Source organism: Amycolatopsis sp. QT-25, from assembly GCF_029369745.1.
GTDB lineage: Bacteria > Actinomycetota > Actinomycetes > Mycobacteriales > Pseudonocardiaceae > Amycolatopsis.
Genome location: NZ_CP120210.1, coordinates 5,225,163 through 5,239,842, shown reverse-complemented (window position 1 = coordinate 5,239,842; position 14,680 = coordinate 5,225,163). Strand labels below are relative to the sequence as shown.

General features: G+C 68.2%; 16 protein-coding genes. 7 read left to right on the top strand and 9 right to left on the bottom strand.

All coding sequences use genetic code 11. The features are described from left to right. Nucleotides 1–43 precede the first annotated feature (43 nt). Complete coding sequence (uvrA, locus tag P3102_RS24140; protein ID WP_276361983.1) at nucleotides 44–2,899, top strand: excinuclease ABC subunit UvrA; 2,856 nt, start codon at nucleotides 44–46, stop codon at nucleotides 2,897–2,899. Here uvrA and P3102_RS24135 read toward each other — a convergent pair. Then, complete coding sequence (locus tag P3102_RS24135; protein ID WP_276361981.1) at nucleotides 2,896–3,288, bottom strand: hypothetical protein; 393 nt, start codon at nucleotides 3,286–3,288, stop codon at nucleotides 2,896–2,898. The two genes, uvrA and P3102_RS24135, sit on opposite strands and share 4 nt — an antisense overlap. 61 nt (nucleotides 3,289–3,349) lie before the next feature. On the opposite strand from P3102_RS24135, the gene P3102_RS24130 reads away from it, so the two are divergent. From P3102_RS24130 to P3102_RS24115, 4 genes are read left to right on the top strand one after another with little or no spacing between them, the layout of a single operon-like run. After that, nucleotides 3,350–3,901: a sigma-70 family RNA polymerase sigma factor gene (locus tag P3102_RS24130; RefSeq protein WP_276361980.1), complete on the top strand. Its 552-nt coding sequence runs from the start codon at nucleotides 3,350–3,352 to the stop codon at nucleotides 3,899–3,901. After that, nucleotides 3,898–4,608, top strand: a complete 711-nt coding sequence (locus P3102_RS24125; protein WP_276361979.1) for a zf-HC2 domain-containing protein — start codon at nucleotides 3,898–3,900, stop codon at nucleotides 4,606–4,608. The genes P3102_RS24130 and P3102_RS24125 overlap by 4 nt, the downstream gene beginning before the upstream one ends. Then, nucleotides 4,605–5,078 carry an SRPBCC family protein gene (locus P3102_RS24120; protein ID WP_276361977.1) on the top strand — a complete coding sequence of 158 codons (474 nt, stop codon included), beginning with the start codon at nucleotides 4,605–4,607 and terminating at the stop codon, nucleotides 5,076–5,078. Before P3102_RS24125 ends, P3102_RS24120 begins: the two co-directional genes overlap by 4 nt. Before the next feature lie 9 nt (nucleotides 5,079–5,087). Beyond that, a complete protein-coding gene (locus P3102_RS24115) occupies nucleotides 5,088–5,792 on the top strand; it encodes a carbon-nitrogen hydrolase family protein (RefSeq protein WP_276361976.1) in 705 nt (234 codons plus the stop codon). On the opposite strand, the gene P3102_RS24110 is transcribed toward P3102_RS24115, so the two are convergent. Then, nucleotides 5,771–6,067 (bottom strand): hypothetical protein, encoded by a 297-nt coding sequence (locus P3102_RS24110; RefSeq protein ID WP_276361975.1) that lies wholly within the window; start codon nucleotides 6,065–6,067, stop codon nucleotides 5,771–5,773. The two genes, P3102_RS24115 and P3102_RS24110, sit on opposite strands and share 22 nt — an antisense overlap. Between P3102_RS24110 and P3102_RS24105 the strand changes: the two genes are divergently transcribed. Further along, nucleotides 6,051–6,452, top strand: a complete 402-nt coding sequence (locus tag P3102_RS24105; RefSeq protein ID WP_276361973.1) for a helix-turn-helix domain-containing protein — start codon at nucleotides 6,051–6,053, stop codon at nucleotides 6,450–6,452. The two genes, P3102_RS24110 and P3102_RS24105, sit on opposite strands and share 17 nt — an antisense overlap. Here the strand turns inward: P3102_RS24105 and P3102_RS24100 are convergent. Next, nucleotides 6,442–7,023 (bottom strand): DUF6000 family protein, encoded by a 582-nt coding sequence (locus tag P3102_RS24100; protein ID WP_276361972.1) that lies wholly within the window; start codon nucleotides 7,021–7,023, stop codon nucleotides 6,442–6,444. The two genes, P3102_RS24105 and P3102_RS24100, sit on opposite strands and share 11 nt — an antisense overlap. Nucleotides 7,024–7,318: 295 nt before the next feature. Between P3102_RS24100 and P3102_RS24095 the strand changes: the two genes are divergently transcribed. Further along, entirely contained in the window at nucleotides 7,319–7,867 is a 549-nt protein-coding gene (locus tag P3102_RS24095; protein WP_276361970.1) for a snapalysin family zinc-dependent metalloprotease, read from the top strand. Nucleotides 7,868–7,921: 54 nt separating this feature from the next. On the opposite strand, the gene P3102_RS24090 is transcribed toward P3102_RS24095, so the two are convergent. The 6 genes from P3102_RS24090 to P3102_RS24065 all read right to left on the bottom strand — a co-directional run bounded on the left by P3102_RS24090 (nucleotide 7,922) and on the right by P3102_RS24065 (nucleotide 14,675). Continuing rightward, the gene (locus tag P3102_RS24090) at nucleotides 7,922–9,175 is read right to left on the bottom strand and encodes a choice-of-anchor Q domain-containing protein (protein WP_276361969.1); all 1,254 of its coding nucleotides are present in this window, start codon (nucleotides 9,173–9,175) and stop codon (nucleotides 7,922–7,924) included. 274 nt (nucleotides 9,176–9,449) lie between these two features. After that, a complete protein-coding gene (locus tag P3102_RS24085; RefSeq protein ID WP_276361967.1) occupies nucleotides 9,450–10,031 on the bottom strand; it encodes a hypothetical protein in 582 nt (193 codons plus the stop codon). A 111-nt stretch (nucleotides 10,032–10,142) separates the two neighbouring features. Next, nucleotides 10,143–11,555: a beta-N-acetylhexosaminidase gene (locus P3102_RS24080; protein WP_276361966.1), complete on the bottom strand. Its 1,413-nt coding sequence runs from the start codon at nucleotides 11,553–11,555 to the stop codon at nucleotides 10,143–10,145. A 1-nt stretch (nucleotide 11,556) separates the two neighbouring features. Beyond that, the gene (locus tag P3102_RS24075; RefSeq protein ID WP_276361964.1) at nucleotides 11,557–12,441 is read right to left on the bottom strand and encodes a carbohydrate ABC transporter permease; all 885 of its coding nucleotides are present in this window, start codon (nucleotides 12,439–12,441) and stop codon (nucleotides 11,557–11,559) included. Next, nucleotides 12,432–13,391, bottom strand: coding sequence for a sugar ABC transporter permease (locus tag P3102_RS24070; protein ID WP_276361963.1), 960 nt, complete (start codon nucleotides 13,389–13,391; stop codon nucleotides 12,432–12,434). Before P3102_RS24070 ends, P3102_RS24075 begins: the two co-directional genes overlap by 10 nt. Further along, nucleotides 13,392–14,675 (bottom strand): extracellular solute-binding protein, encoded by a 1,284-nt coding sequence (locus P3102_RS24065; RefSeq protein ID WP_276361962.1) that lies wholly within the window; start codon nucleotides 14,673–14,675, stop codon nucleotides 13,392–13,394. It abuts the gene before it with no gap. Nucleotides 14,676–14,680: the final 5 nt, after the last annotated feature.

The following is a 14,680-nucleotide window of genomic DNA, read 5'->3' as shown; positions in this document are numbered from 1 at the left end:
GACGGCGACCACAGCTGAGAATGAAACCTGAAGGGACCCTGGCGTGGCTGATCGCCTCGTTGTTCGCGGCGCCCGCGAGCACAACCTCCGCGGTGTGGATCTCGACCTGCCCCGCGACAGCCTGATCGTGTTCACCGGTCTGTCCGGGTCCGGGAAGTCGAGCCTCGCCTTCGACACCATCTTCGCCGAAGGGCAGCGCCGGTACGTCGAGTCGCTGTCGGCGTACGCGCGCCAGTTCCTCGGCCAGATGGACAAGCCGGACGTCGACTTCATCGAGGGCCTGTCGCCCGCGGTGTCGATCGACCAGAAGTCCACCTCGCGCAACCCGCGGTCGACCGTGGGCACCATCACCGAGGTCTACGACTACCTGCGTCTGCTCTACGCCCGCGCCGGCAAGGCGCACTGCCCGAAATGCGGCGAGGCGATCAGCAAGCAGACCCCGCAGCAGATCGTCGACCAGGTGCTCGCGATGGAGGAGGGCACCCGCTTCCAGGTGCTCGCGCCGGTCGTGCGCGGGCGCAAGGGCGAGTACCTCGACCTCTTCGAGAACCTGCAGCAGCAGGGCTACGCGCGGGTCGTGGTCGACGGCACGGTCCACCCGCTCACCGACCCGCCGAAGCTGAAGAAGCAGGAAAAGCACCAGATCGCCGTCATCATCGACAGGCTCTCGGTGAAGACCAGCTCGCGGCAGCGGCTCACCGACTCGGTCGAGACGGCGCTCCGGCTGGCCGACGGCCTGATCGAGCTCGAATTCGTCGACCTGCCGGAGAACGACCCGCATCGCGTGCGCGGCTTCTCCGAGAACCTGGCCTGTCCCAACGGCCACCCGCTGGCGATCGAGGACCTCGAGCCGCGGTCGTTCTCGTTCAACGCCCCGTACGGTGCCTGCCCCGACTGCACCGGTATCGGCGTCCGCAAGGAGGTCGACCCGGAACTCGTGGTCCCGGACGACGAGTTGTCCCTCGGCGAGGGCGCCATCGCGCCATGGGCGGGCGGCCAGAGCGCGGACTACTTCATCCGCCTGCTCGAATCGCTTTCGGAGACCATCGGCTTCCGGATGGACACGCCGTGGCGCAAGCTGCCGGCGAAGGTGCAGAAGGCCGTTCTGCACGGTGTCGACGATCAGGTCCACGTCCGCTACAAGAACCGCTACGGCCGCCAGCGGTCCTACTACGCGAGCTTCGAGGGCGTCATCCCGTTCCTCGAGCGGCGCCAGGAGCAGACGGAGTCCGAGTACATGCGCGAGCGGTACGAGGGCTACATGCGCGAGGTGCCGTGCCCGGCCTGTCAGGGCACGCGGCTCAAGCCGGAGATCCTCGCCGTCACCCTGGAGCACAAGACGAAGGGCGACCGGTCGATCGCCGAGGTCTGCGCCCTCTCGATCGCGGAGGCGTCACAGTTCCTCGACGAGCTGGAGCTCGGCAAACGCGAGACGGTGATCGCCGGCGCGGTGCTCAAGGAGATCCAGGCGCGGCTGCGCTTCCTCCTCGACGTCGGGCTCAACTACCTCTCGCTCGACCGCGCTTCCGGGACGTTGTCCGGCGGCGAGGCGCAGCGCATCCGGCTCGCCACGCAGATCGGTTCCGGTCTGGTCGGCGTGCTGTACGTGCTGGACGAGCCGTCGATCGGGCTGCACCAGCGGGACAACCACCGGTTGATCGAGACGCTGGTCCGGTTGCGTGACCTCGGCAACACGCTGATCGTCGTCGAGCACGACGAGGACACCATCCGCTCCAGCGACTGGGTGGTCGACATCGGCCCGGGCGCCGGTGAGCACGGCGGCCACATCGTCCACAGTGGACCGTACAAGAAGATACTGCGGAACAAGGACTCGATCACCGGCGCGTACCTTTCGGGCCGCAGCAAGATCGAGGTCCCGGCGATCCGGCGCCCGATCGACAAGAAGCGGCAGCTGACCGTCGTCGGCGCGCGCGAGCACAACCTGCGCGGTCTCGACGTGGCGTTCCCGCTCAGCTGCCTCGTGTCGGTGACCGGTGTCTCGGGTTCGGGGAAGTCCACGCTGGTCAACGACATCCTCGCGACCGTGCTGGCGAACAAGCTCAACGGCGCGCGCCAGGTCCCTGGCCGTCACACCCGGGTGAACGGGCTGGCGGGCGTCGACAAGCTGGTCCGCGTCGACCAGTCGCCGATCGGCCGCACCCCGCGGTCGAACCCGGCGACGTACACCGGCGTCTGGGACCACGTGCGCAAGCTGTTCGCCGCGACCACCGAGGCGAAGGTGCGTGGCTACCAGCAGGGCCGGTTCTCCTTCAACGTCAAGGGCGGCCGGTGCGAGGCCTGCGCCGGTGACGGCACGATCAAGATCGAGATGAACTTCCTGCCCGACGTCTACGTCCCGTGTGAGGTCTGCAAGGGCGACCGGTACAACCGCGAGACCCTCGAGGTGCACTACAAGGGCAAGACCGTCGCGGACGTGCTGAACATGCCGATCGAGGAGGCGGCCGAGTTCTTCGAGCCGATCAAGGCGATCCACCGGCACCTCGCGACGCTCGTCGACGTCGGCCTCGGCTACGTCCGGCTCGGGCAGCCCGCGCCGACGCTGTCGGGCGGTGAGGCGCAGCGCGTCAAGCTCGCCAGCGAGCTGCAGAAACGGTCCACCGGCAAGACGGTGTACATCCTCGACGAGCCGACCACCGGTCTGCACTTCGAGGACATCAGCAAACTGATCGGCGTGATCAACGGCCTGGTGGACAAGGGCAACACGGTGATCGTCATCGAGCACAACCTCGACGTCATCAAGACCTCGGACTGGATCATCGACATGGGTCCCGAAGGCGGTTCCGGCGGTGGCACCGTGATCGCGGAGGGCACGCCGGAGTACGTCGCTTCGGTCGAGGAGAGCTACACCGGGCAGTTCTTGAAGACCGTTCTCGTTTAGGGGCTGGTAAGTGGTGGGGACGGTTCCAGCCGTCCTTGCCACACACCAGGTCCAGCGCCGGCGAGGCGGACCCGTAGTAGAACGCGCAGCCGATACGAAGCGCCCTCCTTGCCCGGCATCGAAGCGAGCCTTGCCGATGTCGTCGCCGGATCCGAGACCTCGATCGGCACGAAGTCGACCGCGCCGGATTTCTTGATCTCCACAAGGACCTCGTCCTCGTCAGTGGAACGGTCCGTCCAGCCGAACCGCGCCATCCCCTTCGGCGCGGCCCGGGTGAACCGTTCCGCGCCGCCGTCCGTGTGGGAGGCAAGAGGAAGCGGCCATTGGAGAACCGAGGAGAGGCCGGTGCCGATGCGCAGTTCGATCGCGGCGTGCGCCGAAGGATCCACTCCGCCCCTGCGGGTTGCAGTACTGTCCTCGCCGACCCAGAAGACCGTCGGGAGGACGCGAGTGGCGATCGGAGGCCGGCGGCCCAGAAAGGTCAACGGCGAGGACTTGGTCCGGCACTTGTACGCCGAACACGGGCGAAGCCTGCTGGCGTACGCGACGAGGCTGACCGGGGACCGCGCGGCCGCGGAGGACGTCGTGCAGGAGACTTTGGTCCGGGCCTGGAAGCACGCCGAAGACCTGCGGAACGACGCGAAGGGATCGGTGCGGGGCTGGCTGCTCACCGTCGCCCGCAACATCATCACCGACCGCGCGCGGGCCAGGGCGGCACGGCCACCGGAAGTGGCGGAGCCGGAGGAAGGCGTGCCCACCCCGGCGGTGGAGCGGGACCACGCGCAGCGCGTCGTGGACTCCATGGCCGTGCTCGGGGCGATGGACGGTCTCTCCACGGAACATCGTGAGGTACTGGTGGAGATCTACTACCGGGGCCGGACGGTGGCCGAAGCGGCGAAATCCCTCGGCGTGGCCCCGGGTACCGTCAAGTCGAGATCCTATTACGCGTTACGGGCGCTCAGAGCCGTGATGTCGGGACCGGGGAAGGAGGTGGCGCGATGAGTGCGGTCGGACACGACCAGGGCCGGCTCGCCGCCTACGTCCTCGGTGGGCTCACCCAGGCGGAAGCGGCCACGTTCGAGACGCATCTGGCGACCTGCCCCACGTGCCGTCGTGAGGTTCGCGAGCTGTCGGAGCTGCGGTATCACCTCGACGAAGTGCCGCCGGAGGCGTTCCTCGAAGGTCCGCCTGACGGCGGTGATCTGCTGCTGCGGCGCACGTTGCGTCAGGTTCGCGACGAGGAAGGTGCGCAGGAGCGGAAGCCCCGCAGGCTTCTCGCCGTGGCCGGTGCGGCCGCGCTGGTCGTCCTGGCGCTGGGCGCCGGGGTGCTGGTCGGCAGGCAGAGCACGCCGGAGCCGTCGACGGTGGCCCTGCCGGTGCCCGCGGTGACCGCCCCGGTGCCGGGCACCCGCGATCTCGCGGCCACCAACCGGATCACCGGGGTGCAGTTGGCGGTCCGGGTGGTTCCGGCCGCGGGCTGGGTGCGGCTCCACGCCAAGGCGACAGGAGTCCGCGAAGGCGAGAAGTGTGCGCTCGTCGTGGTGACCAGGAGCGGTGAGCGGGTCAACGCCGGGAGCTGGCTCGTTTCGGAGAAGGGACAGCGCGAGGGCACCGGGGTCGACGGCTCGGCACTGGTCGCCCCCGACGACGTGGCCTCGGTCGAGATCGTGACCATGGACGGCCGGAACCTGGTGTCGGCGCAGGTATGACGGGTTCGCTCGCGGGTCGCGGAGGCGGTCGGTACCGCTTCCGCGACACTTGGCTGCTCCCCGCCTCGCCCAAGGCGGTCTTCGACGCCGTCGTCGACCTGGCCGCGTATCCGCTGTGGTGGCGTGACGTCCGTTCGGTCAACCAGGTCGACGAGGACACCGCCGAACTCGTCTGCCGGTCCAGGCTGCCGTACGCGTTGACCGTGCGGATGCACCGGGACCGGCAGGACGAGCGGGAGGGCCGGGTCCGGGTCCTGCTCAGCGGCGATCTGGAAGGGACGCTCGCGGGCGCTCTCGTCGCGGTGGAAAGCGGCACCAGACTGGACATCACCCAGGAGGTCGAGGCGCGGAAACCGTTGCTGCGCAAGCTCGATCGGGTCGCGAGGCCGGTTTTCCGGATCAACCACGCGCTCATGATGCGGCGCGGGCGAAACGGATTACAGGGGTATTTGGGTTCGTCCGCGGGTTAAGCTCCCGCCATGCGTGTCGCCACCGTGCAGCCGTTCACCGTTCCCGCTGACCTTCCCGCGAACATCGCCGAACACGCGAGGCTCCTCCGGATCGCGAAAGCCGATCTCTGCGTCTTCCCCGAACTTTCCTTGACCGGCCTGGAGTTCGCGGCGCTTGCCGCCGACCCCGGCTTGTGGCTGTCTCAGGACGACCCCCGCCTCGATCCACTTCGGGAGGCGTGCCGAGCCAGTGGTGTCCACGCCGTCATCGGGCTCCCGCTCGTGGCGGACGGGCGGCGGTACCTCGGTTCGCTCGTCCTCGGGCCGAACGGCGAAAACGTCGCCACCTATGCGAAACGCAATCTGCACAACAGCGAGGAAGAGCTGTTCGAGCCGGGCGGTCGCCAGGTGATCGTCGAGGTCGGAGGCAGGCGTCTCGGCCTCGCGATCTGTCTCGATGCCGCGAATCCGGACCATTCCAGAGAACTCGCCGAGGCCGGCGCCGAGGTGTACGTCCTCAGCGCGCTCTTCGGCGAGGGCCAGGAACAGCGGCTGCTCGACCAGGTCGGCGTCGCGGCCGGGTACGGGATGTGGGTCGTGCTTTCCCAGTATTCCGGCAAGACCGGCGGGATGACCGCGTTCGGCGGCAGCGGCGTCTGGAAACCCGGAGGCGCCGTCGCGGTGCGGCTCGGCGCCGAGGTCTCCGAATGGGCCTACGCGACGATCAGTTCCTGAGTCTTGCGGTCACGCGACGCCACGGCCGCGACGAAGACGGCGAAAGCGAGCAGTCCGACGCTCGACGTACGGTCCTGCGACCACCCGTGAGGGCTTCGGCCGATCTGCTGCGTGGTGTCGATCAGTCCCGAAGCGACGCCGGTGTCGGCGAGGGGAGAGCGCGCTGCGGCCTGAAATCCCCAGGTGATGCCTTGGTGCATCACTTGTGACAGCGGCCATGCTGTGTGACTCTCTTCCCTGCCGGAAGGAGGCACTTGCATGTCCCAGGGGAACACCGAGGCGACCGCGGAGGCCAGGGTCGTCGACCCGGAGAAGCTCGAGGTGTGCACCGTGCTCGAGGTGCTCAACCGGATCAGCGGGAAGTGGGCGATCGGCATCCTGCTGGAGGCCACGCGCGGTCCGGTGCGGTTCACCGAACTGGAGCGGTCGGTGGAGGGGATCAGCAGACGGATGCTCACGCTGACGTTGCGGAACCTCGAACGCGACGGCCTGCTCGTGCGCACCGTGTACCCGACGGTGCCGCCGAAGGTGGAGTACGAGGCCACCGCGATGGCGAAGGAACTCTATGCGTCGTTGAGCGGTCTGCTGAGCTGGGCCGAGCGCCACCGCGACTCGATCGCCGAGTCCCGCGTGGTCTACGACGAGAAGGTCAGCGCCTGAGGCCTGCCGCGTGCGCGGCGCGCTGGACGTGGGAACAGAGCAGGTCGAAGTACATCTTGTGGAAGGGCAGATCCGTGCTGTTCTTCGCGGACCAGCTTTCCCACAGGCCGCCCGGCCGCAGATAGCGTGACGTGTACGCGGTGGTGAGGTCGGCGTCGATGTGGTGCAGGGCCGCGAGCGCCCACTCCTGGTCGTAACGCAGGTCCGGCCGGGCGAGGTAATGGTCCAGATAGGACACGAGGAGTTCGGCGTCGGCGATGGTGCCGAACCTCGCCAGCGCGAAGCAGTAGCCCTGACCGGCGAACACCAGGCCGCTCTCCAGCAACAGCTCCCGGATACGCCCGCGCCACGCGGTTCGGCGGTCGACCCCGATGAGCCAGGCCGCGGTGATCCGCGGCCGCCAGTCCGCCGCGAGCAGCTCTTCGAGTTCGTCGTCGGTGATCGCCCGCGCGTCCTCGACCAGCTCGCGCAGGAACGTCTCGCGTTCGGGCCCGCTCATCATCCCGGCGAAGTTGCCGTGCAGGAGCTTCGAGTACCGCGCGAGCACGTAGCGGTCGATGGCGTCCGGCATGCGTCCAGTCTGCCGGAACGAAGAAACCGCGGTGCGAGGACGGGGGATCCTCGCCCAGCGCGAACCCCGCTACGGTCAGGTCGGCCGTCCCGAGGTCTGGTACGAACCGAAGACCGTATAACGACCTATACGGCAACTCGCGGTCGAACACTGTCGTATGCGAACGCGGGCATGTCAAGAGGTCGAAAGTGTTGGTAAATCACCAGCGGGCGGAAGCGACGAAAGTTGGTGCCGGACCTCGGCCGGGGCTCCTAGATTCACGAACCATTCCGTTGTCCTGACAAGGAGTGGGTCCATGGCTAGGAAGTTCTTCGTCTCCGCGTCCGTCAGCTTGGCGCTGCTGGCCGTCCCGGTCACCGCGGGTCAGGCCACGGCCGCGGTCCAGCCCGCTCAGCAGGCCGCGGCGGCGACCACGGTCTACTACGACGCCTCGGGAGCGCCCAGCTTCCGCGCCGCCATCCGGGCGGGCGTGGCGAACTGGAACAACTCGGTGGCCAACGTGAAGCTGCAGGAGAGCTCGTCGGGCGCCACCCTGCGCTACACCGAAGGCAACGACCCCTCGGGTTCGTACGCCGAGACCGACGGCCACGGCCGCGGCACCATCTTCATCGACTACACGCAGGCGCAGCAGTACGACCAGACACGGATCGCCGCGCACGAGACCGGCCACGCGCTCGGCCTGCCGGACCACTACCAGGGCCCGTGCTCCGAACTGATGTCCGGCGGCGGCGCCGGCCCGTCCTGCACCAACGCGAAGCCGAACGCCCAGGAAGTCTCGCGGGTGAACTCGCTGTGGGCCAACGGTTTGCTGTCGAACGGCACCGTGCAGCGCATCTACAACTGACCCTCCGGCCTCCTTCCCCGCTCTCGCGGTGGGGAAGGAGGCCTTCACGGCGTTCTAGCCCTGGAACTCGTAGGCGCCCGCGTCGACCCGCGCGCCGGCGAAGACCGGGTTGCCGTCGACGTCGCGGTCGTCGTACTTCGTGGTGCCGAGGTCGATCGCCGGGCTTCCCGCCCGCAGGATCAGGTTCGTCGCCGAGGTGAATTTCGGATCCGCGATCTTGTCCGTCGCGCCGGAAGTGAACTGCCGGAGCCCGCCGAAGTACACGTTGTGGCCGGTCGCGGTGAAGGTCGCGTCCGCGTAGCCGACCTTGTACGCCGCTTGGACGACGTTCTGCGTCATCGTCAGCAGCTGGTTCGTGCAGCCGCCGTAGCAGACGAAACCTTCCGACTCGGCGTTCGGGAGCCGGAGCGAGTTGTTGCGGAACACCGTGCCGAGCACCGGTCCGTTGCCGTCCTCGGCGCCGCGCGTGATGATCCCGCCGCGCGTCTTGGCACCGAAGACCGCGTTGTATTCGAAGACGTTGCCGGTCGAGACGCCGTCAGGGTCCTTCGCGTCCGTGCCGAGTTCAGTGAAGGTCTCGTTGTCTTCGGAGATGTTGTGGTGGATGACGTTGCGGGAGCCGTAGAAGATCTCGACCGCCGCGCCGTCGAGGCCGCCGAAGTCGTCGGCTTTCGCGATCGAGCCGCTGATCCGGTTCCAGCCGATGTCGGAGCCGTTGCCCTGGACCAGGACGGCGAACGCACCGGAGTCGTCGTTGCCGCCAGGGGTCACGACGGTCATGTGGTTGTTGTCGACGAGGTCGTTCTGCGTGACCTCGGTGCCCTCCGCCGACGGCGCGATGTACACGCCGGCGCCGGCGCCGGTGATGAGATTCGACAGCACCTTGTCGCGGTCGCCGGACACCTTCACCCCGGCCCACGAACAGCGTCCCGCGTCGGCCGCGACGCCGACCTGGAGGTCCTTCACCACGATGTCGCTGCCGACGAGGTCGACACACGCCTCACCGTTGCCTTTGACGATCGGCCGCGCGCCGCTGCCGTACGCGCCGATCGTCACGTTCGAGCTTTTGACGGTGAGGCCGCCGGACCAGGCACGACCGCGCCGCAACAGGACGGTGTCGCCCGCGGCGAACGTGGTGGCGGAGACCTTCGCCAGGGTTCTCCACGGAGTCTGCTGCGAAGTGCCGCTCGCGGTGTCGCTGCCGGAGACCTGGTCGACGTAATAGGTCTTCGGCGCGGCTTCGGGCGTCGTGAACCCGGTGCACGCGAGGGCGGCGAGCACGCTCACGGAAAGGAGTTTCCAGGACATTCCGCGGACCGTAACCACCCGCCGCACAAGGTCCGTACAAAGACCACGGTGGTTTCGGCGTGATCCGTCCGGCCGCCGGCACCGTCGCCCGTGATCGCGTCATCGAGGTCACCCTTTCGCCGATCGTCCACGGCCGGCGCGGTGGCACCGGTCTGGAGGGCGACGGTGTAGTGCACTTCGCCGACAAGTTCGGCTACCGGGTCTTCGGAGGGATGGTCACCGATTTCGCCCTGTACGGCATCGAGTGTGGTCTCCACCCGCCGCCGACGGGTAGTCACTCGAGTGCGCGGCCTCCCGGTGCTTCGATGGTCAGGGGAGCCGACGTGTCACCGGTGAGTTGCCGCAGCTGGGTCATGGTCCGGTCCAGTTGCTCCGCCAGCCGCGGGATCGTGCTCGACGGCAGGTAGGCCTCGGCGCCGGCGTCGAGGAGACGGCGCACCGGGCCCTCGTATCTGACGCCGAGTTCGGCGTCCTCGATCTCCGTGATCACGATCCGCGCCCTCGGGTACAGCGCGCGGAAGTTGCCGATCAACTGCGGGCTGCCCGGTGGGACCAGCAGGACGTCGACGCTCGGAGGAGCCGAGCGCAGGTCCAGGACGAGGTAGCCGGGGCCGAGCCGCTCGGACAGCGAGTCCCGCGCCGACGCGGACAGCTTCATGGCGGTGGCCACCACCGTGATGTCGTCGGAGTCCGTCGAACGCACCGGTTCTTCACGGGCGGCGCCGGAAATCGTCGCGATGGTCTCGCCGTTCCGCATGACGAGCACGTTTTCACCAGGGCGGAGGGTTTCGATGAGCGCTACGAGTTCTTCGGGAAGCTGCGAGGCGTCGACCCATCGCCCGGACTGATCACTCATCACCCCATGATGGCCCCTTTCCCCGGTACATGAAGGACCCCATCCTTGCGCCTGGGTACCGGAAGGGGGCCTTCATGTACTCCACGACCGGCATCCCGCAGGAAACGCCCGCTACCGCTGTCGCGGCCGTCCCGGAACTCCAGGCCGCGTCTGCCAGGGAAGCGGCCCGTCGAGCGGCCGGTATTCGACGCCGAGTGCGTCCAGCCGCGGCAGGTGGTGGTCCCGCAGACGCGGCAGGAACTCCGCGTAGTCCCGGCCCTCCGGGCTGCTCCACGCCACCTCGGCGAAAGCGCACAGTCGCGGGAAGGCGACGTAGTCCACCCGCCGAACGGTGTCGAGATGCTCCGCCCACACCTGCGCCTGCGCGCCGAGAATCGTCTTCCCGTCGGGGAAGTCGGCGGGCACCGGCTCATAGCCGTAGAAGCTCTCCAGCGTACTCAGGTAGCCGACGGGGATCGGTTCGTCGGGATGGTCGGACTGCCGGTGGTCCAGGTACACGTGGTCCTCGGGACACATGACGACCTCGTGCCCCGCGGCCGCCGCGCGGACCCCGGCCGCCTCGCTCTGCCACGAGCCGATGACCATCGGCGGCAGGTCTCCCGCCTCGAGCACCTCGTCCCAGCCGAGCGGACGACGTCCTCGTTCGACCAGATGCCGCGCGATCTCGCGCACGAACCAGCCGTGCTCCTCGGTCGCGCCGGGTACTTCGTCGCCGCCGAGCGCGATGACCTCCGACGGGAAGACGTCCAGCACGTGGTCGAAGATGCTCTTGAAGAAGTCCACTGTGGACTTCTTCGTGTTGAGCAGAGACGTGCTGATGCCCCAGCTCGTCCATACTTCCCACGGTTCGGCGGTTTCCGGCCCGAGTTCGGGATAGGCGGCGATCGCGGCCCGCGCGTGCCCGGGGATGTCGACCTCCGGGACCACCGTCACCGAACGCGCGGCGGCGTACGCGACGATCTCGCGGAGGTCGTCGGTCGTGTAGCACCCGCCGTGCGGCCGCCCGTCCCGCTCCGGCCCGTCGTGCCGCCCGACCATGGACGACTTCCGCCAGCCACCGACCTCGGTCAGCCTGGGGAACTCCGGGACCTCGATCCGCCAGCCCTGGTCGTCGGTCAGGTGCAGGTTGAGCACGTTGAGCTTGTGCGCGGCGATGAGGTCGACGAACCGCAGCACCTCGGCCTTGGTCCGGAAATGCCTCGCCACGTCGAGCAGACAGCCGCGCCAGGCGAATCGGGGATGGTCGGTCACCACCCCGCACGGGATCTCCCGCTGTCCACCGTGGATGGACGCGGCCCGGAACGCGTCCGGTCCGACGAGCTGCCGGAGGGTCTGACGGCCGTAGAACTCGCCTGCCGCGTCGGCGGCGTGCAGGGTCACGCCCGACGGGTCGATCTCCAGCCGGTAACCCTCGGCGGGCAGTGCGGCGTCGGTACGGACGTCCACTTCGGACGGTACCGGGCAGCGTCCCGGCAAGGTTTCCACCGAGACCGGACGAGGGAGCAAGGTTTCGAAGCCAGGCATGTCAGCCCTTCACCGCGCCGCCCATGACGGACACGAGTCGTCGTTGCACGAGAATGAAGAACACCAGCACCGGAATGGTCATCAGGGTCGAGCCGGCCATCACCGCGCCCCAGTCGGTGTCCTCCGGTTTGAAGAACACCAGGATCGCGAGCGGGAGCGTCTGGTTCTCGGTGTTGGAGATGATGAACGTCTTGGCGAACAGGAAGTCGTTCCAGGCGTGGATGAACGCCAGCACGCTGATCGCCACCAGCCCGGGCGCCACCAGCGGGAAGAGGATCTGCCAGGTGAACCGCATCCGGCTCGCCCCGTCGATCTTCGAGGCCTCTTCCAGTTCCTGCGGCACCGCGGCGACGAAGCCGCGCAGCATCCAGATCGCGAACGGCAGGCTGAACGCCAGGTGCACCAGGATCAGCGAGCCGAGGTGGTTGGTGCCGAACGCCGGCGCCACGTCGCCGACCGACCGCATCAGGAAGAACAGCGGAATGGTCAGCGCCTCGACCGGCACCATCTGCGCCACCAGCACCATCACCAGCAGGACGGTCCTGCCCTTGAAGTTGAACCGCGTCAGCGCGACGGCCGAAAGGAACGAGAGCAGCAGCGACAACGCCACCACCACGACGGCCACGATCACGCTGTTCAGGAAGAACAACGCGAACCCTTCGCCGCTCAGCACCCGTTCGAAGTGCTCCAGGGTCGGTGTGAGCGTCCAGGGGCGGGGGTTCTCCGCCTGGATCTGCCCGGTGGGCTTGAACGCCGAAAGCACCATCCAGTACACGGGGAACGCGACCATTCCCGCGATGACCACACAGAGGATTTCGGCGATCAGCCTGCCGGGCTTCTTGACCCGGCCGGACCTCGGCCGGGCAGGCGCTGTCGTCACACCCATCCCGCGCTCCGGCGTTGCGACCGGACGTACAGCCCGGTGATGGACAGCAGCAGCAAGGTCATCACGACTCCGAGCGCCGCGCCGAGACCGTATTCCTGTCCGGCGAAGGCCTGTTGATAGGCGAAGACGTTGAGCACGAGGTTGCGCCCGGCCACGCCGCCGCCGTTGGTCATCACGTAGATCTGGGTGAAGATCTTGAAGTCCCAGATGATCGACTGGATCGTGGCGATGGTCAGCAGCGGCCGCACCATCGGCAGCGTGATCGACCACGTGGTGCGCCAGGTCGACGCGCCGTCGAGGTACGCGGCCTCGACGACCTCTTCCGGCACTCCCTTGAGTCCCGCGTACATCGTCACCATGACGAACGGGAACGAACACCAGATGACCTCGGCGGCCACCAGCCCGAACGTGCTGTAGGTGTCGAAGGTCCAGGAGTGGTTCGCCATCCCGGTGAACCCGAGGCCCGAGAGCACCTCGTTGACCAGCCCGAAGTCGGCGTCGAACAGGAACAGCCAGACGTACGAGCCCGCCATCGCCGGCGTCGCCCACGCGGCCAGCGCCGCCAGGAACAGCGGGACCCGTGCCCAGGCGCGGACCCGGGTCGCCAGCACGGCGAGCCCCGTCCCGAGCGCGAGGCTGCCGACGACGCAGACCGCGGTGAAGCCGAGGGTCTTGGCCAGCACTTCCCAGAACTGGACGTTCTCCAGCAGATCGACGTAGTTCTGGAGACCGAGGAACACCAGCGGCGCGTTGCCGACCGCCTGCGGCTGGCCGTAGTCGTAGAACGAGATCAGGACGAGCTGGTAGATCGGGTACACCAGCATCGCCAGCAGCAGGATGCCGCCGGGCGCCAGATAGAGCAGGGCCGCCCGCCCGTCCCGGCGACGGCGGGGCGACCGCCGTGCCGGGACGGCCGGAGCCGTGGTGCGGGGAATCTCCTTCGTGACCACTTAGCCGAACGCCTTGTTCATCTCGGCGGACGCGGTGGCCAGCGCGGCGGCGGGATCCTTGCCGCCGGTCGCGATCTGCTGGATCGCGGTCGGCAGCACGTTCTGCGCGTCGATCTTCGACCACGCCGCGGTGGCGGGGACGAACTTGGTGCCCGCGGTGAGCGTGTCGACGAACGGCTTGACCGACGGGTCGCTCGCGGCGAGCTTCTGCTGGACGCTGCCGAGCGTGGGCAGGTTGCCCATGGCGACGTACATCTTCTCCTGGTACTTGGCGCCACCGAGCAGCTGGGTGAACTCGACCGCGAGGCCCTTGCGCTTCGTCGCGTTGAACACGCCGAGCAGGTTGCCGCCCGCGAACGCGGGGGCGATCTTGCCCGCCTCGGTGCCCGGGATCGGGATGATCGCGTACTTGCCCTTCGCCTGGCCCGCCTCGACGGCCTTGCGGTTGAAGTCACCACCGATCGCCATCCCGGCCTTGCCGCCGGCGAACGCCGTGATGCTCTGCGTCCCGGTGAGGTTGGCGCACTGCTCGGGCGGGCAGATGTCCGCCTTCAGCAGATTCGCGTACGCCGCCACCCCGGCCTTGGCCTGCTCGGAGTCCAGGGCCGACTTCCATTTGTCGCCGTCCTGCTTGGCGATTTCACCGCCGTGCGCCCACAGGAACGGCAGCATCGCGTAGGTGTACTTGCCGCCGACGGAGATGCCGTACAGCTCCGGCTTCCTGGCGCGGATCGTCTTCGCGGTCTCGGTCAGCTCCGCCAGCGTGGCCGGCGGCTTGAGGCCGAGTTCGGCGAAGAGGTCCGTGCGGTAGTACAACGCGCGGATGCCGGTGAACCACGGAAGCCCGTAGGTCTTGCCGCCGGATTTCGCCGTCTCCAGTACCGCGGGCAGGACGTCCGCCCCTTCCTTCCACGACGAAAGGTCGCCGGTCAGGTCGGCCAGCGCGCCGGTGGCGGCGTAGCTGGACACGTCGGTGTTGCCGAATTCGGCGACGTCCGGCGCGCTGGCCGGATCGTTGAAGGCACCGGAGAACTTGTCCGCGCGGCCTTCCACCGGAATCCACTGGACGTCGACCTCGACGCCCGAGTGCGCCGCCTTGAACTCGGCGATCGCCTCCTTGACCGCCGCCTCCTTCGGCGCGCGGTTGGCTTCGTCGAACAGCCAGACCCGGACCGTGCCGGACTTCTCGTCACCGCCGCCCGCGGCCGGGGCGTTCTGAGCCGGTGCACAGCCGGTGACGAGGCCGACAGCCGCGAGGCCCGCGATGAGGACGCGAGTTCTCATGGGTT